Genomic DNA, 24,054 nt, shown 5'->3' with positions numbered 1-24,054 from the left:
GTAATGGAGCAGGTTCATTTTTATCATGCTTTAAAAGTAGTTGATGATGTTTGCATAGCTTGTACGCACTGTATGAATGTATGCCCAACTTCTGCTATTCGCGTGCAAAATGGAACTGCTAATATTAATAAAAATGCTTGTGTTGATTGTGGCGAGTGCTTGAAGGCATGTCCTGTAAATGCAATTATAGTTGAACAGGATGACTTTACGCAAATCTTTAATTACAAACAAAGAGTAGCACTTTTACCAACAGTGTTGTTGGGACAATTTCCCGACGGTATTTCGGAGGTACAAGTGTACAATGAAGTCAAAAAACTGGGTTTTACTCATGTTTTTGAAGTGGATGGTGCTGTGGATGTATTGATTGATTCTACCAAGAACTACATGCACAAACATTATCAGGAAAGACCATTTATATCTAGCTTTTGTCCTGCTATAGTACGATTGATACAGGTTAAGTTTCCTGCTTTGGTAGACAATATTATTCAACTAAAACCAGTAATCGACATTTCGGCTCAGTTTTATCGAAAAAAACTTGAGGACAAAGGATATACTCAGGATGAAATCGGGATTTTTTACGTTACTCCTTGTGCAGCTAAAATTGCAGCGGTTAAAAGTCCTGTAGGTGAAGAGGTTTCCATGATAGATGGTGTAATTAATATGGACTTCATCTACAACAAGGTGCTGCTAAGTATTAAGAATAGTAAAAAGGAGACTAAAAAATATCCTGATAATATTCATATGTCCCGAAGAAGTATTGGTTGGACCTTAACCAATGGCGAAGCTTCGAGATATGCAGGGCGTTGTTTGGCAATTGACGAGATTCATAATGTTATTGAAGTTTTGGAAAAGTTAGAGAACGAAGAAATATCTGATGTTGATTTTTTGGAACTTCGAGCATGTGATCACTCCTGTGCGGGTGGAGTGTTGGCAACGGAAAATCGATTTCTGGCAATTGAGCGCTTAAGAAAAAGAGCGGCGTGGTATCATCGCAATAAGCCGGTAATTATGCAGGAAAGAGAAATTGATTTGTATAAAGTCTTTTTACAGGAGAATATGGCAATAAGCAAAGTGGAACCAAGATCTATCCTAAGTTTGGATTCAGATATGATGGTTGCCATGAAAAAAATGAAGAAAATTAACCGAATCATGAAGGTTTTACCCGGGATTGATTGCGGTGCATGTGGCGCACCAAGATGTCAGGCATTGGCCGAAGACGTAGTTCAGGGAAGTGCAAAAATGACACAGTGTGTTTTTCTTCAAAAAATGTTGACAAAGGAAGGACTGATATCTCCGCAGGAATCATTCGATATTTCGGAGGATACCTGGGGTAAGAGCAGGTTTGAAAAAAAGAAACTAAACGAATAGATCATGATCGTACAAGATATCGTTGAAAAATTAGGCTTGAAGGTTTGTTCAGGAGCAAAAGGGTTAAATCGTGAAGTTGAAGGAGGTTATACTTCGGATTTGTTAAGTGATGTGATGGGAAATGCTGATGAAAACCATGTTTGGGTTACTTTGCAAACGCATAAGAATATCATGGCAATTGCTTCATTAAAAGAATTGGCAGCAATTGTTTTGGTAAAAGGATATGAGCCTGATGCTGATGCGGCTGCTCAAAGTAATGAGGAGGGAATACCAATTCTTTCTTCTGAGGAAGAAGCTTTTGAGATGACAGGAAAATTGTACGATTTAATCAATCTGGCAAAATAGAAGAATGAAAAAATTCCGGGCAGATTTGCACACGCATACTGTTTTATCTCCCTGTGGAGACTTGGAGATGAGTCCGGTGAATATTGTTCAAAAAGCCAAAGAGCGTGGAATTGACATATTGGGAATAACGGATCACAATTCAACTTTGCACGCACCGCTGATTAAAGAATTAGCAGCAAAGGAAGGAATCATGGTTCTGATGGGAGCAGAGGTAACTACCAAAGAAGAAGCTCATTGTTTGTGCTTTTTTGAAGATGAGGAGAATCTTTCTGAATTTCAGAAATATCTCGATCGGTATTTGCCAAAGATATCGAATGATGAAACTAAGTTCGGATATCAGGTAGTGGTAAACGAAGAGGAAGAGATTATTGATGAAGTGGAGTGTCTTTTAATTTCAGGTTTAGATCAAAGCATCGAAGAAATCGAAAGAAAGGTTCACGAATTGCAAGGATTATTTATTCCGGCGCATGTCAATAAAACAATCAATAGTGTTATCAGTCAGTTGGGTTTTTTACCGCCTGATTTGAATGTAGACGCAATAGAACTTTCTCATCACATTACGAAAGAGGAGTTCTTAAAAAAGAATAAGTATTTGAGTAAGTATAATTTTATTAAAAGTTCTGATGCTCATTACATAGAGGATATCGGAAACGCTTGGACAAACTTCTTTGTGGAAGAATTAAGTTTCGAAGAAGTAAGAAAGGCATTAAAAGGAGAAGAGGGAAGAAGGGTTGAGTAGTTTAAAAGCTCAAGATCGCAAAAGAGAGCGAAACGAAAGAAATAATGGATTTGATTCACAAAGAAAAGAGGATAATCAATAGTTGCATAACAAAGCTAAAAGCCAATGGCCAATAGCTAAAAGCTAATAAAATTGAAAGATCTTTCGATGCATATTATGGATATTATCCAGAATTCGGTGAGAGCCAAAGCATCATTGGTGGAGTTGAAAATCAAGGAGAGTGAAAAAGATGACTTGTTTTCAATTTCGATTAAGGATAATGGTTTTGGGATGTCCGAAGAGGTGTTGGCAAAAGCCATTGATCCATTTTTCACCACCCGTACAACCAGAAAGGTTGGATTGGGTCTGTCTTTGTTAAAACAAAATGCAGAAATGACAGGAGGAAAGATGGAGATATCCTCGAAAGAGGGAGTGGGAACAGAACTGGAGGCTGTTTTTTCTCATCGGCATCTAGACAGGCCAGCTATGGGCGATATTGCAGGAACTATGGTTTTGTTGGTTGGTGCAAACCCGAAAATGGATTTTATATACATTCATATCACTGATAAAGATGAGTATGTTTTTGATACAAAAGAAATAAAAGAAGTTTTGGATGGTATGCCGGTTTCAGATCCGAATATCATGCATTATTTAAAAGAAATGATTCAAGAGAACCTGAATACATTATAATATAGATAATTAAATTAACCTTTAATAAATTGAGATTATGGCAAAAGTTAAATCCCTTGCAGATCTGAAGAAGATAAAAGAAGAGCTGCATACAAAGATGGATCTTAGGGAGAAGAGCAACGATCCGGACGCTCAAGTGCAAATTAAAGTTGGTATGGCAACTTGTGGTATTGCATCAGGAGCAAAAGAGGTAATGGAGTTTCTAATCGAAGCTACAGCCAAAAGAGGTATTAATTCTATTGTAACTCAAACTGGTTGTATGGGATACTGCTATGCAGAACCTACTATCGAAGTTACAATGCCAGGTAAAGAGCCCGTTGTTTTCGGAGATGTTGATCTTAAAAAAGCTGATGAAGTGATTGAAAAATATATCAAACAAGGCGAATTGGTAGATGGCATTATTCCCGTTAACTACAAAACTATTGACAACTAACAAAACTAATTGCAATTATGGAAAAGTACAAAATGCATATTCTTATTTGTGGAGGTACAGGATGTCGTGCATCTGCAAGTGAGTCTATTCAAAATAATCTACAAGATGCTCTAAAAGCGAAAGGGCTTGATGAAGAAGTTCAGGTAGTAATGACAGGTTGCTTTGGGTTTTGTGAAAAAGGGCCTATTGTAAAGATTCTTCCTGATAATACTTTCTATATAGAAGTTAAGCCAGAAGATGCCGAAGAAATAATCGAAGAGCATATCATTAAGGGGCGTAAAGTAATGCGTTTACTTTATACCGATCCGGATAAGAAGGAAGTTGTTAGTGACTCTAAAAATATGGGATTTTATAAAAAACAGATTCGTATTGCTTTGCGTAACTGTGGTTTTATCAATCCTGAAAATATCGATGAATATATTGCTACCGATGGTTATGCAGCCCTGGGTAAGTGTTTGTCGGAAATGACCCCTCAGTCGGTAATCAACGAAATTAAAGAATCCGGCCTTCGTGGACGAGGAGGTGGAGGTTTCCCAACAGGTTTGAAATGGGAATTTGCTTCTAAGAATGATGCGGATCAGAAATATGTGGTTTGTAATGCTGATGAGGGAGACCCAGGAGCATTTATGGATCGTTCAATCCTTGAGGGTGATCCACATTCGGTGTTGGAAGCAATGGCCATTTGTGGTTACACAATGGGTGCTGATAAAGGTTTGATCTATATTCGTGCTGAGTATCCACTTGCAATTGATCGTTTGAAAGTTGCCATTAAGCAAGCTCGTGAATATGGTCTTTTAGGTAATGATATTATGGGATCAGGTTTCAACTTTGATGTTGAAATGCGTTATGGTGCAGGAGCTTTTGTGTGTGGTGAGGAAACTGCTTTGATCCACTCAATGGAAGGTCTTCGTGGTGAGCCAACCGTTAAGCCTCCATTCCCGGCTGAATCTGGTTACAACGGAAAACCAACCAACGTAAATAATGTTGAAACATTTGCGAATGTTCCTGTTATCATTAACAAAGGAGCAAGTTGGTTCAATAAAATTGGTACCGAAAAATCAACAGGTACTAAAGTATTTGCTTTGGCAGGTAAGATTAATAACGTGGGATTAATCGAAGTTCCAATGGGTACTACTCTTCGTGAAGTAATTTACGAAATTGGAGGAGGTATCAAAGATGGTAAGAAATTTAAAGCTGTTCAAACAGGTGGTCCATCAGGTGGATGTTTAACAGAAAAACACCTTGATACTCCAATCGACTTTGATAACCTTCTGGCTGTTGGCTCTATGATGGGATCGGGCGGTATGATTGTTATGGATGAAGATGACTGTATGGTTTCCGTTGCTAAATTCTACCTTGATTTTACTGTTGAAGAATCATGTGGTAAGTGTACTCCATGTCGTGTAGGTAACAAGCGCCTGTACGAATTGTTGGATAAGATTACTGAAGGAAAAGGTACTAAGGAGGATCTTGACTTGTTGAGAAACTTAAGTACTGTGATTAAAGATACTTCTCTTTGTGGTTTGGGACAGACTTCGCCAAATCCTGTTCTTTCTACGATTGAAAATTTCTATGATGAGTATATTGCTCACGTTGAAGAACGCAAATGTCCGGCAGGTCAGTGTAAGGCATTAATGCAATATGTAATCGATCCTGAACTTTGCGTTGGATGTACACTTTGTGCTCGCAACTGCCCGGTTGATTGTATTGCCGGAGATCGTAAAGAAGCTCATATTATTGATGCCGCTAAGTGTATCAAGTGTGGTGCTTGTATGGAGAAATGTAAGTTTAATGCGATTAGCATTCAGTAAGGAGGATCTTAAAATGGAAAAAATGATCAAATTAACCATTGATAATAAACAAATAGAAGTACCTAAGGGAACTACTATTTACGAAGCTGCAAAGCAGTTAGGAATCGAAATTCCAACGCTTTGTTATATGCACTTGGGAGATATGGGCATTGAACACAAGCCTGGCGGATGTCGAATTTGTGTTGTTGAGGTGGAAGGACGTCGTAACTTAGCTCCTTCTTGTAACTCAAAATGTGAGGAAGGAATGGTGATTCATACTCACAACATGAGAGTATTAAATGCTCGTAAAACAGTAATGGAGCTGATGCTTTCTGATCATCCATTCGACTGTTTGGTTTGTGCTAAATCAGGGAACTGTGACTTACAAGATATGGCGCACCAGTTTGGCGTTCGTGAATTGCACTACAAGGGTGAACAATCAACTTATAAGGTAGACTACTCTCCATCGATTATCCGTGATATGGATAAATGTATCATGTGTCGTCGTTGTGAGACCATGTGTAACGACGTACAAACAGTAGGTGCACTTTCTGCTGTAAACAGAGGTTTTGATTCTGTTGTAGCTCCTGCATTCGAAATGGATTTGGAGAAATCAACTTGTACATATTGCGGACAGTGTGTGGCTGTATGTCCTACTGGAGCTTTAACCGAGAAAGATCATACCAATCAGTTGATTAGAGATCTTGCTGACTCTAAGAAAACGGTTGTTGTACAAACGGCTCCTGCAGTTCGTGCTGCTTTGGGTGAAGAATTTGGAATGGAAGCCGGTACTTTGGTAACGGGTAAAATGGTTTCGGCTCTTCGTCAATTGGGCTTCGATAAAGTATTCGATACTGATTTTGCTGCCGATCTTACCATTATGGAGGAAGGTACAGAGTTGTTGGGTCGTTTGCAAAAACACTTGGATGGTGATAAGGATGTGAAACTTCCTATCTTGACTTCATGTTGTCCTGGTTGGGTGAATTTCTTCGAGCACCATTTCCCAGAAATGAAAGACATTCCTTCAACAGCTCGTTCTCCGCAGCAAATGTTTGGTCCTATCGCTAAAAACTATTTGGCAGAACAAATGGGTATCAAGCGTGAAGATATGATTGTTGTTTCTATCATGCCTTGTTTGGCTAAAAAATACGAGTGTCAGCGCGATGAGTTTAAAGTGGATGGAGATCCTGATGTAAATTATTCTATCTCAACTCGTGAGCTGGCAAACTTGATCAAGCAGGCGAATATGGATCTTAGTACTATGACTGATGAAGATTTTGATAATCCTCTAGGTGAGTCAACAGGTGCTGGGGTAATTTTTGGAGCTACTGGCGGTGTAATCGAAGCTGCAGCTCGTACTGCTTATGAAGTATACACTGGAAAGACTCTTGAAAAAGTTGATTTCGAAGCATTGCGTGGTATGGATGGCATCCGTAGTGCTACTGTAGATTTTGATGGTCTTCCTATTAATATTGGTATTGCTCACGGTCTTGGTAATGCTCGTAAACTTCTGGAAGATATCCGTGATGGTAAATCGGAATATCATGCAATCGAAATTATGGCTTGTCCAGGTGGTTGTATTGGTGGTGGTGGACAGCCATTGCACCATGGCGATTCTTCAATCCTGAAGAAACGTGCAGCTGCTCTTTATCGCGAAGATGAAGGTAAGGCTATCCGTAAGTCGCACGAGAACCCTTATATCATTAAACTGTATGAAGAGTTCTTGGGTAAGCCATGTAGCGAATTGTCTCATAAGTTGTTGCATACTCATTATTTCGATAAGAGTAACGAGATTGAGATTGAATAAATGAATTGATAGAAATGAGATTAAAGATTTGAGAAATGAGATATAGGTTAAAGTCTCAAATCTCAGATCTAAAATCTAAAATCTAAAAATATTATGGCAAAAATTAAATTAGCAAAATCCAAAGTTGATACACTTGTGGAGATTTGCACGTCATTTGATAATGATGGAGCTGAGTTGATTAATGTACTTCACAAGGCTCAAGAGACATTTGGTTACCTGCCTGCAGAGGTTCAGGAAATCATTGCTCGTGAATTAAACGTTTCTGTTGCTCACGTTTACGGTGTTGTAACCTTCTACTCATTCTTTTCTATGGTACCTAAGGGCGAATTCCCAATTTCTATCTGTATGGGAACTGCTTGCTATGTAAGAGGTGCTGAGAAAGTATTGGAAGAATTCAAACGTTTGTTAGATGTTCCTGTTGGGGAAACTACAGAGGATGGAAAATTCTCGATCAGCTGCTTGCGTTGCGTAGGAGCATGTGGTTTGGCACCTGTAGTTACCGTTGGAGAGCGTGTTTACGGACGTGTTGCTGCTGGTGATGTAGCTGATATCATTAAAGAATATCAGTCGTAATTAATGGAATTGATATAAAAATAAACCTCCGGCAGTTTTGTCGGAGGTTTTTTTGATTAACGTTTATTAACAAGTAAAGGTTAAAGTTTGTTAAAATAACATTGGATCTTTACTGATATTGGAGCCTCTTTAAGAATTAATCAAAATAGTCAGCTATTCGTTCAGAATTTTTATTGCAAATCTTCTTTAGACGAAGCGTACATGACCTTTCTGTGAAAGAGAAAATTGTTGGTGAATAGATTTATCGAAAAATTTTAATTGAACTCAGTATTATTAATACCAGATCGTCAATTAAAAATATGTGATATTATTCTTAAACCTTATTGTAGACTGTTTGAAGGATTAAGTGTACGGGGTTGTATAGCTAAAAAAAGCACTGCTTAACGAGGCAGTGCTTTATATATTTACAACTAATTTCTAATTGTCATCATCATCTTCTTCCATAGTTGGGTTGAACTCCCAGGTGTCATCAAAGTATGCGCCTGAACCCACAACAGTACCTGTAGTAAAAAAACCTCTGTTGTTTAAAGAAAATGCTACAGCGTCTTCTCTTGAAGCAATTTCATCTTCTAAAGAAGTTTTTTCATCCCAATGGTCTCTGCTTGGATCATATTCCCATACCTCTCTTGATAATCCTGCGTTTCTACCTGTAGCAATATACCCTCTACCATTAATTACAAAAGAAATGGCTTGTGAGCGTTGTACTTCTTCCCAGTCATTATCATCATCAAGATCTTCTTTTCTAGTCCATCCATTCGAATTTGCACTAACTTTAGTAGGATCGTACTCCCAAACATATTTTAAACTGTTTTCTCCTGAAACAACATAAGCTTTGTTGTCAATTACAAAAACAGTTGAATTTCTTGATTTTTCGCCATCAAAGGCGATCTTAGCCCAAGAAGAACCATCATATTTATAGAAATCTTTTAGATTGTTTCTATCTTCATCTTCCTGAAAACCATATCCAGTTCCAACATAACCAACTCCATTTATTGTAAATGCAATTGCTCCTTGTCTGGCAGAAGGTCCATCAGTCATATCAACTGGGATTGGATTCCATGTATCGTTAGTTGGATCAAATTCGTAAAAATCTCCTAATCTCTCGTCATCATCATCAACTCCAAGACCTACATATACTTTATTATTGGCTACAAATGCAACAGCTTCTCTTCTCTCAGCACCTGGAAATTCACTATCAATTTTACTCCAACCATCTTGAAGGCTGTATTTATAAAAGGTTTTTAAAGCATCTTTTCCATCATAACCAGTACCAACATATGCGTAATCGCCAACTACAAAGCTAACTGCACCACTTCTGGCGCGCCCTTCAAAAGAAGAACTTTTAATCCAGTTACCTACTAAATCATTATCGCTACCACAACTGGTAACAAATAGAGATAATGCAAATAATACTATTAATAATCGTTGTTTCATTTGTTATGATTTTATCAATTAATTTAAATTTTTCTTAGAACAGTTTAAGCGATCCTATTTTAAGTAGACGACAAATATAAAATAAAAATCCATAAGTTCATTTTTAGATGGTAAAAATAAGCTCCATTTAACAATTTTTATCAAATAAAGATTTAATTAGTTAGTCTGGATATTTTATTTATATTTGTGCGTTAAACGAATTTTTGACAAGGTTTCTATTGTAATCATAATAGAGTTTTTGCTCTGTGTTTAATATGATTAGTACTTTAAATGGTGAGAATGAGAACAATCAATCGACTTTTATTTTTTTCTATAATAAGCTTTTTTGTTAGTTGTAATTCAGACAGCTACGAGGAACATGAAATAGGTGATAATTTAATTGATCAAACAACGGAAGTTGTTTTGATAGATACTTTTTCGATAGAAAGTTCAACAATTATTTTAGACTCATTAATCACTTCTGGTTCTCGAACTGCAATATTGGGAAGTTATAAGGATGAGTATCTTGGCGATATAAAAGCAGAATATTATGGTTTGCTAAGCTTGAATGGATCTTTTCAAAGAAGTTCAATTGATGGTTCAGTTGAGAAGGTTCCAATCCAATTCGATTCCTTAGTCTTTATAGCTTATCCTGACGGAAGATATTTTGGAGATACACTACAAGCTCAAAGAATAATTATCAATAGGGTAGCAGAGGATATGGAATTGCCAGATAATGAATTTGCATTTTATGGACACAATAGTTTTGAATATGATGATTTACCTCTTTTAGATAGGGAGTTTTACCTAAATCCAATTAAGCAATCAAGGTATGATGAGGCGATTGATTTACATGCGCAAAGTGGTGCGGTTAGCTATTATGGTAAATATTTTGGTGAAGGAATTTATTTAAAACTTGATAACGAGCAAGCCTTAGCCTTGGGTGAAGACATTGTGGAAAAGGTAAATGCAGAAAGTGATTCGGTAACGGAAAGTATACAGTGGCGCAAATTCATGAAAGGAATTGTAATTAGACCTGGTGATGAGAATAGCACCCTTTTTCATGTACCACTGGCCGATAATAAGTTAAAATTGAGATTGTATTATAGTGATACTGACTATAGCGATAAAGGAAGGGTGAAATTTCATGATTTTCCTGTTGTGTCTTCTTTGGGTAATCAAAACTATAGTTTCCTAAATTACTCTGCGGATAGAAGCAATACACCACAACAATTGGATCGTTTGGTTGAACAGGAGGTTGAACTTGATTCTGAGCTAACGGATGATTTGACTTTTATTCAGGGAGGTCTTGGAATGTATACAAAGATCAAAATTCCTCACATAGAAAATTTAATAACACTCGGATTAACTGGTGGAGTAATAAGAGCAGATCTGTTGTTATATCCAACGGATAATAGCTATGATGATGAGGTTTTTCCATTACCAATGTCAAGCCTCAACCTATACAATACAAATGAGAATAATGTTATCGGCTCACAATTAGCTGGAGGACAAAGTGCTGGATTGTCATTTACATTTGTTCCTAACTTTAATAATGAAGATGAATCGGTCTACGTTGCAGATCTAACTTCATATGTGAACTCGATTCTAGTAAATGGAAAAGAGTACGATGATGCTCTTTTAATTGGCTTTCCTTTTGAAAATATTGGTTATACGTATGATCGATTGATAGTGGAAAATGATTTGGCTTCTGATTTTAGAATCAGATTGAGAGTTACCTACGTGATTCAACGTTAAGAAAATGAGTGTGAAAAATATTGTTATACTATATATGGTAAGTTTAATGAAGAGCTTAAAATCTATTGTTCGAATTTGTTTATTAGCTTTAATTGGTCTTTCAGCTATATCTTTGGATTTGAACGCCCAAAATAATACAAGTTCTCCGTATTCATATTATGGATTAGGTGAGTTGATGACTCAAGATATTTTAAATTCCACCGGTATGGCCAGTTTGTCGTATAGAGATGGAAGTGCATTAAATGTTAATAATCCAGCCGCATTAACTGAATTAGACAGTCTTAAATTTATTTTCCAGATTGGGATGGTTGCTAAATTTACCAATCTTTCACAAGGTGACGATAGCGATTCTTTCAACGATTTAAATCTATCTAAAATAGGATTCGGATTTAAGGCATCACCAAGATACGGTGTTGCAGTGTCTTTATCTCCCTATACCAGTTTGGGGTATGATATTACAAGCAGGGAGCTTGTTGAGGGAGGAACAAATTATATCATTCGGTCACAAGTTGGAACCGGAGGCTTAAATCAACTTGTACTTTCAAATGGATTTAAAGTCACAGATGATTTATCATTAGGCTTTAATGGAATATATGTATTTGGAAACAACACAAGAGACGAATTTATTATTCCTCAAGGAGGTGCTTCTCTAACTTACCAAAACAGTAATAAATTAATATCACAAGGATTGCATTTTAATGTGGGAGCACAATACAAGATTGATTTTCCAAAAAACTCCATTATGCTGGGATTAAAATATCAACCGAAAATTGGGGTTAGTGCAAAAAGAGTTACAGAAGTTACAAACCTGGGGATTTTAAGATATGAAGATACAGATAGAGGGCGTTATGATGTACCTGAATTGTATGGAGTTTCGCTTGGTTTTAATAAAGGGAAACAGTTTTGGATGGGGGCTGACTATTTATTAGAAAAATGGAGTGATACCAAGAAATTTGAGAAAGATAATCTTCTGGTGGATCGAAACAAATTCTCAATTGCAACCATTTACAATGCAAATGATGGCTATGCTACTAAATTCTTAAAGAAACTATCTTACCGATTTGGGGCTTTTTACGATACCGGGTATATCGAGGTAAGAGATGAACGAATTAAAACCAAGGGAATTAGTTTTGGACTAGGATTGCCATTGGCTCGAGGGAATGGGATGATTAATTTGTCATTTGAGTTTGGCCAGATGGGGACGACCGATAATAATATTGTACGAGAAGATTTTGGAAGAATTAGTGTGGAAGTAAACCTATTCGAGACTTGGTTTTTCAAGAGAAAGTATCATTAAAAAGAATTATATAATTGCACATAAGCCCTTAGTTTTTGACTAAGGGCTTTTTGTATGATATTAGCTCATAAAGAAAAAATGAATTTTCTATTTCAATCATTCGCTATTAAACTTCAATTGATGGTATATGCTAGTAAATATTGATTAATTTTGTGCTGAAAACTAACAAAATACAATTGAGCTGGATGGTTGTTGTAACAATTTGGCCCGAAATATACAGCGTATAACATGAAAATGATTTACAAACCTCAAGAGTATCGCATCAAAGATGAAAGGATGAAACCTTTTATTGATGAAGATGAAATTTGGGATATGCTTAACGAAGCAGACACGTCAAAGGAAAACGTTCGTCGAATTATTCAGAAGTCATTAGATAAGAATAGACTGAGTTTACCGGAAACTGCTGTATTGCTGCAGACGGAGGATCCTGAATTAATTGAGGAAATTAAAGAAGGGGCGCGCACGTTAAAAGAAAAAGTATATGGTGATAGAATCGTGATTTTTGCACCACTATATATTGGAAATAAGTGTACCAATAATTGTACTTATTGTGGGTTTAGAGCATCTAATAAAAAGCAAATTAGAACAACACTTACTCACAAACAAATTAAGAGTGATGTTAAGGCTCTTGAGGATAATGGACAGAAAAGATTGATATTGGTATATGGTGAACACCCAATGTACGATGCGGATTTTATTGCAGACTCGGTAAGAACTGTGTATGAAGTAAAATCCGGACACGGAGAGATTCGTCGTGTAAATATTAATGCCGCACCGCTAGATATTGAAGGCTATAAAAAGGTGAAAGAAGCTGGAATTGGAACTTATCAGATTTTTCAGGAAACTTATCATCGTGAAGCTTATTCAAAATATCATTTAAGTGGTAAAAAAGCCGACTTCGATTGGCGATTAACAGGTTTGGACAGAGCCCAGGAGGCATTAATTGATGATGTGGGAATTGGTGCACTATTTGGATTGTATGATTGGAAGTTTGATGTAATGGGTTTGGTTCGTCATGTAAACCATTTTGAGGCATGTTACAATGTGGGACCACATACTATTTCATTTCCAAGAATTAAAGCGGCTTCCGATTCTACAATAGATCCAAAATACGAGGTTAAGGATGAAGAATTTATACGATTAGTTGCGATTCTAAGACTGGCAGTGCCTTATACAGGTATGATTTTAACTGCTCGCGAAAGTCAGGAAATTAGAGAAGAGGTTATTCGTTTGGGAGTTTCCCAAATAGATGCGGGAACTAATATTCAACTTGGAGGTTACACCGAAAAATCCCGTGAACAACAGAAGTTGGATCACGAACAGTTCGAGATTGGAGATACAAGAAGCCTTGGCGAAGTGATTGATGAGTTGTTGGATAAAGAATATCTACCTTCATTTTGTACGGCATGTTATCGTAAAGGCAGGACTGGGGAGCACTTTATGGAATTTTCGGTTCCTGGATTTATTAAACGATATTGTGCACAAAATGCCATTTTAACTCTGGCAGAATATCTTGAAGATTATGGTACGGCCGAAATTAAAGAAAAAGGATATAAACTTATTGAATTAAAGAAGAGGGAGCTTGAAAATGTTCAGAAAGTTGATCAACTGGAGGAACGGTTAGAATTAATCAAAAAAGGAGAACGCGATTTGTATTTCTAATTATTCGGTAGAATGCAACGTACAGTAATACTGGGATTAGATCCATTGCTCTAGAGGAAAACGTCGTTTTAAATACAAATAGATGCGTTTACTGAGTGGCAATGTAGTTTTGGAAATTTCTAGAGCCTTTTTTCGAAAGTTAATTCCCTGTTCAATTTTATAAGCCACGTTTTTCGATAGGAAACGTGCTTTTTTAAATTAGAATCGTACTTTTTTCGAGTGGCAATGTTGAGTTGAAATCTCTATAATGATTGTTCGAGTGAGAATGTGGATTTAAAATTCTTAGAACTATTGTTCGAGAGGCAATCTTCCGGTAAGTTTAAATAGGTCATGTCCGGTTGAAAAGTCATTTTCGCCCAATCCTTACTTTAGAAATTCTTCAAAATATCCCGCTATTCTTTCCAAATTTTTAATGCAAATCTATCGCAAATATAACTTTCTGTGGATAGAATTTTACGTCGAACTCACGTTATATACCAGTGAAACATACAAATACAAAAATCCCCACTTCAATTAAAGTGAGGAATTACTTTCTTTTCATAGCTGCCAGTACTTTGAGACGACAACTGCATACACTTTGAGACGACAACTGCATACACTTTGACACTCAAAGTGTATGCACTAAAACATTCAGTAGGCAGTTTCTTTAACTAATGGTCAATGAAAACTTACTTGTCGTTTCTTTTATTCCCTTGGTTGTGTATGCCCCAAATGTACTTTGGGTTTTTATTCTTATTCTATCATTGGTGGGTGATTAAAACCCACAGATTATTAATTGTTTATTATGTAACGTGAGTTCGATGTAAGAAACCATAGAATTAATAAAAAAGAATAAGGTATTTCAAGGGATAGCAACCAAGGGACAATGCTCCATGGGATGGTTTTTCGGTTTTAAGCTTCATATTGTAATAAACGACAAGGGAGAAATTATTGATTTTCTGTTCACACAAGGAAATGTAGACGATAGGTTACCACTAAAAAATAAAGATTTCCATGACAAACTATTTGGTAAATTAATAGCTGACAAAGGCTATATCAGTAAAATGCTATTTGAGCAATTTTTCGTCGATGGAATACACATGATTACCAAAATTCGAAAGAATATGAAGAATTCTTTAATGCATATTAATGATAAAATCTTATTACGAAAAAGAGCTTTGGTTGAGTCTGTTAACGATGAATTAAAAAAATCTGTCAAATAGAACATACACGATACAGGAGCTTTGAAAATTTTCTTGCCAATTTAATCTCAGGTCTAATAGCATATCATTTTTTACCTAAAAAGCCCAATATTAACATAGATATAGTTTATGATATTGGACTTAATAATATTGCTTAGGTCGAACTCACGTTAAATAGGTCATGTCCGGTTGAAAAGTCATTTTCGCCCAATCTTTACTTTAGAAATTCTTCAAAATATCCCGATATTCTTTAATGCAAATCTTGAATAAATCTGACTTTCTGTGGAGAATAATTATAATCGAAATCAGGTAAATAGGGCATTAGCTTTTGAAAAATATACTTGGAAACTTTGTACACCTGTATTCAAAGACAGTCGACATGCATAAAGATGATTAAGAATTGTTTCTTCTATTGACATAATGCTTTGAATCTCCCCATTCACCATAGCCAATCTCCCCATCTGCCATGTTGATTCTGGCTTCCATGCAGTTGGTGCAGTCATCTGCGCCTTCGTCGATACAAGGTTTGTTTTGGTATAATAGATAATTGGCTCTTTCCTTTGTAGGTGTAATATTTGGCATGATGATGTTGGCACCAATTCGCAATGCTTTCTCTCTTCCCAATGGATCGATTGCTTGTAAAGCTGTAGCTGAAGCAATGTTAATATCCTTCATCATGATTCTTAGCACAGCAATCATTTTTAGGGTGAGTCTGAACCTATTATTTAAACTCATCAGTTGATCGCGATATTTATACATTGGTGTTTCATCGTGCTCTATAAAAGGTCCCATACCAACCATATCGATGTCAAACTCCTTCATAAACAATAGATCGTTTGCCAAATCCTCATAGCTTTGAAAAGGAATACCAATCATAACACCCGTACCGGTTTGGTACCCTATTTCCTGAAGACTTTTCAGGCATTTAAGTCTTGTTTCGTGGGAGTGTTTATTATTATTTGGATGTATTTTTTCGTACAATTCACGATTGCTCGATTCAATTCTTAACAAGTAGCGGTGCGCTCCTGCATCGAACCAGCGTTGATAGGTTTCTTTTGTTTGTTCTCCAAGTGAAATCGTAATTCCCAACTCCTTATTGCTGAGATTTTTAATTTCTTTCAAAAGGTTTTCAATTCTGTCAACAAATTCCTTGTCATGTCTTTCTCCCGATTGCAGAACCAGTGATCCATAATTGTTCTCGTAGGCAAATTTGGCTGCTTTTAGTATTTCTTTATCAGCAATATCGTATCGATCAACATTTTTGTTGCTTGCTCTGATTCCACAGTATAAACAATCTTTTTTACAGATATTCGAGAATTCGACCAATCCACGGAAATACACATTTTTTCCAATGTATTTAAGTTTTACTTCCGAAGATTTAGCAAACAAAGCTTTTTCATCTTCGCCAGTAGATTTTAAGAGTTGAATTATATTATCTCTTGTTAAAGAATCTTGTTTCAGAATTTCTTGAGTACCTTTTGACATTTCATTTTATATCTGTTGTTTCGCTGGCAAAAATACTTATAAAATTCTAGCTTTTTGTGCCATGCGGTATATTTTGGGATAAAACACACTTAATACTGATATTGCCATTAATTCAATCTCCTTCATTTGTCCTTAAGAGTTTATTCTTCCTTAATAAATATTAACCTGTTTTGGATGATCCTCGAAATTGGTTGAAGCAAATCAAGGCAGCTGTATTTCTAAATTGGTGTTTGCAAGCCAACTCCCGGATTATTAAAAATCCCAATCCCTGTTCTTTGAAGCTTTCATATCAATCACTTCTGAAAATCAGTACTTTTCCTACAGAGGCTAAATAATATCATTAATAAGCAATAAAATGTTTTTTACTTATGGATTGTTTGGTAAATCAATATTATAGGAGCGGATTATTACTATATTTGTCGAAAATTCGCAAAATTATAAACAACAAAAAATGATAAACGAACAATTACTTAACCCCCAAAGTATAGTTGTAGTTGGTGGTTCCGACGATGTGCAAAAGCCTGGTGGAAAGGTTTTAAAGAATTTGATTGATGGAAATTTTAAAGGCGAACTTTATGTGGCAAATCCAAAATTGGATAAGGTACAAGGAATTAGGTCGTTTAAAGATCCTAAAGATCTACCAAATGTTGACTTGGCAATTCTAGCCATTGCAGCTAAGTTTTGTCCTTCAACAATTAAATTTTTAGCTGAAGAAAGAAACACTCGTGCTTTTATTATTCTTTCTGCTGGATTTAGCGAAGAGAATGAGGAGGGAGCAAAACTGGAAAAAGAAATTGTAAAAACAGTAAATTCAGTAGGAGGATCACTAATTGGCCCCAACTGTGTGGGCGTATTAAACCCTAATTACAATGGTGTTTTTACCACTCCAATTCCTTCTTTAGATCCTAAAGGATGTGATTTTATTTCTGGTTCTGGTGCTACTGCCGTATTTATTATGGAGTCGGGCGTTCCAAAGGGATTATCGTTCTCTAGCGTTTATTCCGTAGGTAACTCTGCACAAATGGGTGTTGAGGAGATATTAAAATACATGGATGAAAGTTTCGATTCTGAAACAAGCTCTAAGGTGAAACTTCTATATATTGAGAATATCGATAAGCCTGAAATGTTGTTAAAGCATGCTTCATCACTCATTCGCAAAGGATGTAAAATTGCAGCGGTAAAATCAGGTAGTTCCGAAGCAGGTAGCCGTGCCGCATCATCGCATACTGGTGCTTTGGCTAGTTCTGATGTTGCGGTGGATGCATTATTTAAAAAAGCAGGTATTGTTCGTTGTAGCGGACGCGAGGAGTTGGCAACTGTTGCTTCGATTTTTATGCACCCTGAATTGAAAGGTAAAAATATTGCTGTAATCACTCACGCTGGCGGCCCGGCTGTAATGTTGACCGATGCGTTATCGAATAATGGATTGGATGTGCCTCATATTGATGGTTCCAAAGCGGATGATTTGTTAGAGAAACTATATCCCGGTTCTTCAGTTTCAAATCCTATCGATTTTTTGGCAACAGGTACAGCACAGCAATTGGGCGATATCATTGATGCTTGTGAAAATGACTTTGATAATATCGATGCTATGGCTGTAATTTTTGGTAGTCCGGGATTGTTCCCAGTTTACGATGTATACGATCTTCTTCACGAAAAAATGAAGGAATGCAAAAAGCCAATTTATCCTATTCTTCCGTCAGTGGTGAATGTGAAAGATGAAATTGCACATTTCATGGCTAAAGGAAGAACCAGTTTCCCTGATGAAGTAATTTTTGGTGATGCTTTAGCAAAAGTATATAATACGCCAAAACCACAACCAGAGGAAATTGCATTACCTGATGTTGATGTTGCAGGAATTCGTAAGATTGTTGACGAAGCTGATAACGGATATTTAAGTCCTGAGCAAATTCACTACTTGTTAGATGCTGCTGGTATTGCTCGCGCTAAAGAAGGCGTTGCCGACACCGAACAGGAGATCGTAGCTTTGGCAAAGGAAATTGGTTTCCCTTTGGTAATGAAAGTTGTGGGGCCAGTTCACAAATCAGATGTGGGTGGTGTAACTCTTAATGTAAAAGATGAGGAAACGGTGCGTTCTGAGTTCAAACGAATGATGCAGATTAAAGATACTTATGCTGTAATGTTGGCACAAATGCTTAGTGGAACAGAGGTATTTATTGGTGCGAAACGCGAGGACAAATTTGGTCACATGGTATTGTGTGGTTTAGGAGGTATCTTTATCGAGGTATTGAAGGATGTAAAAGCTTCGTTGGCTCCAATTGCAAACCATGAAGCTCATGAAATGATTCGGGGATTGAATTCTTACGGAATCATCAAGGGAGTTAGAGGTCAGGAACCGGTTAACGAAGATCGTTTCGCTGAAGCAGTAACTCGTGTGGCAGCTTTAATGAAAGTTGCTCCTGAAATTTTCGAAATGGACTTAAACCCATTGTTGGGTAATAAGGATGCTGTTACAGCTGTTGATGCTCGTATCAGAATCGAAAAAGAATAATACATTAGTAATTGATGGCTGTAGATTGAGGAGTATACCCTTAATTAGTAGCCGATTTAAAAATACTGATTGTGAGGAAGTGGAAAGATTTAAATAAGAACGAGAAAATGTTAATCAGTTTTGTGATTGTCCTTTTAATTGGGATAGTTATAAAATGGAAGGATGTAAAAATAGGTTTCTTTAAGGGTCTCGAAAACTATACAGAGCAATCAGAAAAATAAATAAAAGAGGCTGTCCAAAAAGCAAGTTTAAATCATGCAACGTTATGTTGTAAAATGTGAAACATCTGATTCTCAAATGCAGAGATTCTTCATTTTTCTCAGAATTACATTGAAACTTGACTTTTGGACAGCCTCTTTGCATTCAAAAACATTTTATTATCAAGCAATGAAAAAACAAGATTTCATTTTTTGGCTGGGCTTCATATTGTTGTTCTTGCCATTTTTTGTATCTCAAACAGTATTCGATTTTTATATCGATTTTAATAAAGAGCATGGTATGATTACCAGCTTTATTAAGTTTGCAATTTTGGCAACAATAGGAGAAATTATCGGTTTAAGAATTAGAACCGGAAATTACATTCAAAAAGGATTTGGAATTCTTCCGCGTGCCATTGTTTGGGGTTTTTTAGGTCTTACCATAAAACTGTCATTCATAGTTTTCTCTACAGGAACACCGGTTTTCTTATCATACCTTGGACTCGAAAGTGCTACGGAAGCAATGAAACAGTCATTTACGTTAAATAAATTATTGGTAGCATTCTGTATTAGTACCTTTATGAACTTGATTTATGCACCAGTTATGATGACCTTCCATAAAATTACTGATACGCATATTATAAACAATGGAGGAACACTGGTAGGTTTTTTACGGCCTATAAATTTTACAGAAATTTTTGTGAATTTAAATTGGAATGTTCAATGGAACTTCGTTTTTAAAAAAACCATTCCATTTTTCTGGATTCCTGCACATACAATTACTTTTTTACTGCCTCCTGATTATCAGGTTTTGTTTGCCGCAGTGTTGGGCATTGTATTAGGCGTATTACTTGCCATTGCGAGTTTGAAAAGTGTCAAATAGTTTTAACTTTGTAGGACGAAACAAAAAACACACTAATATAAAATGTTGTCCTATGAGTAAAATTGGATTGTTTTACGGACCTGAAGGTGGGAATGTAGATAAAGTGGCTAAAACTATTGCCGAAAAGATAATATCAAAAAAGGTTGAAGTATTTTTAGTAAAAGAAACCGACGCTGATAAGTTAAAGGAGTACTCTAATATTATTTTGGGAATTTCAACCTTGGGCAAACACACATGGTCATCAGAGAATACGGTAAACGATTGGGATGAGTTTTTGCCAAAGTTAAATAAGTTAGACCTGAAAGGAAAGAAGGTAGCTCTTTTTGGTTTGGGAGATCATATCGCTTACGCTGATTTCTTTGTTGATTCGATGGGAGATTTAGCGGAAACCATTAAACCAACAGGTGCTGAACTAATTGGACAAATTAGCGATGAAGGATATGAATTTAATGAATCACGTGCTTTTATCGATGGTAGATTTGTTGGCTTACCATTAGATGAAGATTTTGAGTCAGATCTTACCGAGGAAAGGGTAGAAAACTGGTTGGAGATTATTCTTCCAGAATTTGAATAATGAAACGAACATGATTAAAATAATTATTAACCCACACGCTAATGATTATTTTGATCTTGAGGCTTACATCTGACAAATGAGATAAATATTATAAACAGATGAAATTTCAATTGATAAGATAAAGGCTGACGGATTTCCGGTCAGCCTTTATCAATTTGTAAGCAAAATAGGAAATGACGTAATGAATTGAAATCTCTAAAACGATTACTTTGTTTAGATTACAATCAAATAAGGTGTTTGTGTTTTAATTTGTTATTAAAATTCGTAAAATTGCATAGAATTAGTAAGCTAAGTGATAAGAAATGCTTAAAATTTGAAAGAAAATCAGTGGTTAAAGGGGGAAATCGTAAACTTTTAAACTTAGTACCGAAAAAAATAAAAGATGAAACTAGCATGATTTAAATAATTATTAAGTACCATGGTAATGATTATTTTGATCTTGCAACTACCATATAACAAATGGGAAAAAATTATAAACAGATGAAAAACACACCTATAAATAAAGAAATTGTTAACAAGCAGTTGGAGTTTTGCGGAATAAGTAATTTGGCTGATGCAACCATTAGAGATATTGTTCGAGTTGTTAATCTAATTCAGGAGGAAAGCGGAGAGAAGTTTGTTAGAATGGAAATGGGAGTTCCTGGATTAAAACCTGCAAAAGTAGGTATCGAGGCAGAAAAGAAAGCTTTGGAAGAAGGAGCTGCCTCTGCTTATCCAATGCTTGAAGGTGTGAAAGCACTTAAGGAAGAAGGATCTCGTTTCGTAAAAAACTTTATGAATATCGACCTTAAGCCTGAGGGTGTGGTTCCAACAGTTGGTTCGATGCAAGGTGGTTATGCCGCATTTATGGCTATCGGAAATTGTGATCCTAAAAAAGATACTGTTTTATTTATCGATCCAGGATTTCCTGTTCAGAAAACTCAACTTGAAGTGATGGGACAGAAGTACGAATCGTTTGATGTGTACAACTATCGAGGAGAGAAATTAAGAGAAAAATTAGACGAATTTCTTAGCAAAGGAAATATAGCCGGAATGATTTATTCTAATCCAAACAATCCGGCATGGATTTGTTTTAACGAAGAGGAGCTTAAAATTATTGGTGAATTAGCTAATAAGTACGATACCATAGTAATGGAAGATCTGGCATATTTTGCTATGGATTTTCGTTCCGACTTGGGTAAGCCAGGCGTGGCACCTTATCAACCAAGTGTGGCAAAATACACCGATAACTATGTGTTGATGATTTCGAGCTCAAAAGCTTTTAGTTATGCAGGGCAACGAATTGGTTTGCTTTGTATTTCGGATAGGCTGTATCAGCAAAAATACCAGAATCTGGAGAAAAGATTTGGAGGAACTGGTGAGTTTGGATATACCATTGTCTACAGAATCATCTATACATTATCATCAGGAACAGCTCATTCGGCACAATTTGCGCTTTGCGCCATGTTGAAAGCTGCCAACGAAGGAAGCTTTGATTTTATCAATGATGTGAAAGAGTATGGCGAGAGAGCCCAAATCATGAAAAAGATGTTCCTTGAGAATGGTTTCGAACTGGTTTACGATACCGATGTAAATGTTCCATTGGCAGATGGATTCTATTTTACGGTTTCCTACCCTGGAATGTCGGGAGCTGATTTGAATAAAGAATTGTTGTATTATGGCATTTCAGCAATCTGTTTAAATGAAACAGGGAGCTTAAAGGAAGGATTGAGGGCATGTGTATCGCAAATTTCTCGGGGTCAACTCAAAGATCTTGAGTTAAGGTTGAAAGAATTTGAAAAACACCATCAGTTAGAAGGTAACTTAAACTAACGAAGAGTGTAATGGTTTAATCCTTAATAGATTATATTATTTAGACTGGATGTAAATTCCTGTGTTTGGTTGTAAATAGCTGAAATCCAGTCGACTTAAAGAGGTGGTAGATTGTAAGTGAAAGCATTTAAGCGCTTTTTATTTGTTACCTTTGAAGAGTGAAAATATTTAATTATTAATTATAAATAATATGGCAAAATTTAAAGGTGCTATTGTTGTTGATACCGAAAAATGTAAAGGATGCGGTCTTTGTGTAGTGTCTTGTCCAACAGCGGTTATCGAACTGGCAAGAGGAGTTAATGGTAAGGGGTATCATTATGCTCATATGGCCAATCCTGATGCTTGTATTGGATGTTCAAGCTGTGGTTTGGTTTGTCCTGATACTGTAATTACAGTTTACAGAGCTAAGGCTAGCTAGTACAATGAGTACGTATTACTGAAATCAAAAAAAAATATAAAAATATTCGTAATGGGAGACGTTCGTTTAATGAAAGGAAATGAGGTAATTGCAGAAGCAGCAGTTCGCTGTGGTTGCGATGGATACTTCGGATATCCAATTACTCCTCAATCCGAAATTATGGAGACCCTAATGATCCGCAAGCCAGAAGATGAAACTGGTATGGTGGTTCTGCAAGCTGAAAGTGAAGTTGCTGCTATTAATATGGTGTATGGAGGAGCTTCTTGCGGAAAGAAAGTAATGACATCATCTTCAAGTCCTGGTATCAGTTTGAAAGCAGAAGGTATTACTTATTTGGCAGGTGCTGAACTTCCTGCATTAATTGTTAATATTGTAAGAGGAGGCCCAGGTTTGGGAACAATTCAGCCTGCTCAGTCAGATTATTTCCAAGCTGTAAAAGGTGGTGGCCACGGTGATTACAAACTAATCGTATTAGCACCAGCTTCTGTTCAGGAAATGAATGATTTTGTTGACTTAGGGTTTGAGCTTTCATTTAAATATTTAAATCCGGCAATGATATTATCTGATGGTGTTATTGGTCAGATGATGGAAAAAGTTGAATTGGCTGATTATAAGCCTCGTTGGACTGACGAAGAGATTGAGAAAATTTCTGGGTCGTGGGCAACCAATGGTAAAAAAGCTGGAAGCGAACGAAATATATCTACTTCTCTTGATTTAGATTCGGCTAAACAAGAGGTGTTTAACCACAAACTTCAGGCGAAATATCGCGCTATGGAAGAGAACGAAGTTCGTTATGAGAAGTTTGAGTGCGACGATGCTGAATATTTATTTGTTGCTTATGGTTCAAGTGCAAGAATCTGCCAAAAATCTGTAGAGCTTGCAAGAGAAAAAGGCATTAAAGTTGGTTTGATTCGTCCTATAACTCTATTCCCTTATCCAACTAAACAAATTCAAGAAATGTTGGGACAAGTTAAGGGTATACTATCGGTGGAAATGAGTGCTGGTCAAATGGTTGAAGATGTAAGGTTGGCAGTTGAAGGTAAAGTTGCGGTAGAACACTTTGGACGTTATGGTGGAATTATTCCAACACCAGAAGAAGTTGTGGAAGCATTGGAAGAAAAAATTTTGGGAGAATAAG

Annotated in this window: 19 protein-coding genes and 1 pseudogene; 18 read left to right on the top strand and 2 right to left on the bottom strand. The window is 36.4% G+C overall.

The window, feature by feature from the left end; translation table 11 throughout:
- The first annotated feature begins 3 nt into the window (after nt 1-3).
- From ACO05S_RS04375 to ACO05S_RS04340, 8 genes are all read left to right on the top strand, one after another.
- Nucleotides 4-1,368: a [Fe-Fe] hydrogenase large subunit C-terminal domain-containing protein gene (locus ACO05S_RS04375; protein ID WP_421920321.1), complete on the top strand. Its 1,365-nt coding sequence runs from the start codon at nt 4-6 to the stop codon at nt 1,366-1,368.
- Nucleotides 1,369-1,371: 3 nt separating this feature from the next.
- Nucleotides 1,372-1,713, top strand: coding sequence for a DRTGG domain-containing protein (locus ACO05S_RS04370; RefSeq protein ID WP_421920320.1), 342 nt, complete (start codon nt 1,372-1,374; stop codon nt 1,711-1,713).
- 4 nt (nt 1,714-1,717) lie between these two features.
- Nucleotides 1,718-2,452: a PHP domain-containing protein gene (locus ACO05S_RS04365; protein WP_421920319.1), complete on the top strand. Its 735-nt coding sequence runs from the start codon at nt 1,718-1,720 to the stop codon at nt 2,450-2,452.
- A gap of 132 nt (nt 2,453-2,584) precedes the next feature.
- Nucleotides 2,585-3,121: an ATP-binding protein gene (locus tag ACO05S_RS04360; protein WP_421920318.1), complete on the top strand. Its 537-nt coding sequence runs from the start codon at nt 2,585-2,587 to the stop codon at nt 3,119-3,121.
- 37 nt (nt 3,122-3,158) lie between these two features.
- The gene (locus tag ACO05S_RS04355) at nt 3,159-3,554 is read left to right on the top strand and encodes a (2Fe-2S) ferredoxin domain-containing protein (protein ID WP_421920317.1); all 396 of its coding nucleotides are present in this window, start codon (nt 3,159-3,161) and stop codon (nt 3,552-3,554) included.
- Between the two features lie 17 nt (nt 3,555-3,571).
- Complete coding sequence (locus ACO05S_RS04350) at nt 3,572-5,365, top strand: NADH-ubiquinone oxidoreductase-F iron-sulfur binding region domain-containing protein (RefSeq protein WP_421920316.1); 1,794 nt, start codon at nt 3,572-3,574, stop codon at nt 5,363-5,365.
- 13 nt (nt 5,366-5,378) lie between these two features.
- Complete coding sequence (locus ACO05S_RS04345) at nt 5,379-7,151, top strand: NADH-dependent [FeFe] hydrogenase, group A6 (protein WP_421921276.1); 1,773 nt, start codon at nt 5,379-5,381, stop codon at nt 7,149-7,151.
- Nucleotides 7,152-7,244: 93 nt separating this feature from the next.
- Entirely contained in the window at nt 7,245-7,724 is a 480-nt protein-coding gene (locus tag ACO05S_RS04340) for an NAD(P)H-dependent oxidoreductase subunit E (RefSeq protein ID WP_421920315.1), read from the top strand.
- 417 nt (nt 7,725-8,141) lie between these two features.
- Here ACO05S_RS04340 and ACO05S_RS04335 read toward each other — a convergent pair whose 3' ends face one another.
- Entirely contained in the window at nt 8,142-9,158 is a 1,017-nt protein-coding gene (locus ACO05S_RS04335) for a Kelch repeat-containing protein (RefSeq protein WP_421920314.1), read from the bottom strand.
- Nucleotides 9,159-9,437: 279 nt separating this feature from the next.
- Here ACO05S_RS04335 and ACO05S_RS04330 point away from each other — a divergent pair, with 279 nt between their 5' ends.
- From ACO05S_RS04330 to ACO05S_RS04315, 4 genes and pseudogenes are all read left to right on the top strand, one after another.
- Nucleotides 9,438-10,895 carry a DUF4270 family protein gene (locus ACO05S_RS04330; protein ID WP_421920313.1) on the top strand — a complete coding sequence of 486 codons (1,458 nt, stop codon included), beginning with the start codon at nt 9,438-9,440 and terminating at the stop codon, nt 10,893-10,895.
- Nucleotides 10,896-10,899: 4 nt separating this feature from the next.
- On the top strand, nt 10,900-12,192 hold the full coding sequence (locus tag ACO05S_RS04325; protein ID WP_421920312.1) for a hypothetical protein: 1,293 nt from the start codon (nt 10,900-10,902) through the stop codon (nt 12,190-12,192).
- A 228-nt stretch (nt 12,193-12,420) separates the two neighbouring features.
- Nucleotides 12,421-13,854, top strand: coding sequence for a [FeFe] hydrogenase H-cluster radical SAM maturase HydG (hydG, locus tag ACO05S_RS04320; protein WP_421920311.1), 1,434 nt, complete (start codon nt 12,421-12,423; stop codon nt 13,852-13,854).
- Between the two features lie 830 nt (nt 13,855-14,684).
- Nucleotides 14,685-15,193: pseudogene (locus ACO05S_RS04315) on the top strand (IS982 family transposase); the annotation flags it as partial.
- 235 nt (nt 15,194-15,428) lie between these two features.
- On the opposite strand, the gene hydE reads toward ACO05S_RS04315, so the two are convergent.
- Nucleotides 15,429-16,520 (bottom strand): [FeFe] hydrogenase H-cluster radical SAM maturase HydE, encoded by a 1,092-nt coding sequence (hydE, locus tag ACO05S_RS04310; RefSeq protein WP_421920310.1) that lies wholly within the window; start codon nt 16,518-16,520, stop codon nt 15,429-15,431.
- Nucleotides 16,521-16,971: 451 nt separating this feature from the next.
- Between hydE and ACO05S_RS04305 the strand changes: the two genes are divergently transcribed.
- The 6 genes from ACO05S_RS04305 to ACO05S_RS04280 all read left to right on the top strand — a co-directional run bounded on the left by ACO05S_RS04305 (nt 16,972) and on the right by ACO05S_RS04280 (nt 24,053).
- A complete protein-coding gene (locus ACO05S_RS04305) occupies nt 16,972-19,032 on the top strand; it encodes an acetate--CoA ligase family protein (RefSeq protein ID WP_421920309.1) in 2,061 nt (686 codons plus the stop codon).
- Between the two features lie 387 nt (nt 19,033-19,419).
- On the top strand, nt 19,420-20,112 hold the full coding sequence (locus tag ACO05S_RS04300; RefSeq protein WP_421920308.1) for an Mpv17/PMP22 family protein: 693 nt from the start codon (nt 19,420-19,422) through the stop codon (nt 20,110-20,112).
- A 52-nt stretch (nt 20,113-20,164) separates the two neighbouring features.
- Complete coding sequence (locus ACO05S_RS04295) at nt 20,165-20,686, top strand: flavodoxin (protein ID WP_421920307.1); 522 nt, start codon at nt 20,165-20,167, stop codon at nt 20,684-20,686.
- A gap of 480 nt (nt 20,687-21,166) precedes the next feature.
- On the top strand, nt 21,167-22,498 hold the full coding sequence (locus ACO05S_RS04290) for an aminotransferase class I/II-fold pyridoxal phosphate-dependent enzyme (protein ID WP_421920306.1): 1,332 nt from the start codon (nt 21,167-21,169) through the stop codon (nt 22,496-22,498).
- 190 nt (nt 22,499-22,688) lie between these two features.
- The gene (locus ACO05S_RS04285; RefSeq protein ID WP_054716272.1) at nt 22,689-22,916 is read left to right on the top strand and encodes a 4Fe-4S dicluster domain-containing protein; all 228 of its coding nucleotides are present in this window, start codon (nt 22,689-22,691) and stop codon (nt 22,914-22,916) included.
- 51 nt (nt 22,917-22,967) lie between these two features.
- Entirely contained in the window at nt 22,968-24,053 is a 1,086-nt protein-coding gene (locus ACO05S_RS04280) for a 3-methyl-2-oxobutanoate dehydrogenase subunit VorB (RefSeq protein WP_421920305.1), read from the top strand.
- Nucleotide 24,054 lies beyond the last annotated feature (1 nt).

Source organism: Marinifilum sp., from assembly GCF_965230805.1.
In the GTDB taxonomy this organism is placed as follows: Bacteria; Bacteroidota; Bacteroidia; order Bacteroidales; family Marinifilaceae; genus Marinifilum.
The sequence above is the reverse complement of the archived record's forward strand: the minus strand, read 5'-3'. Positions and strand labels throughout refer to the sequence as shown.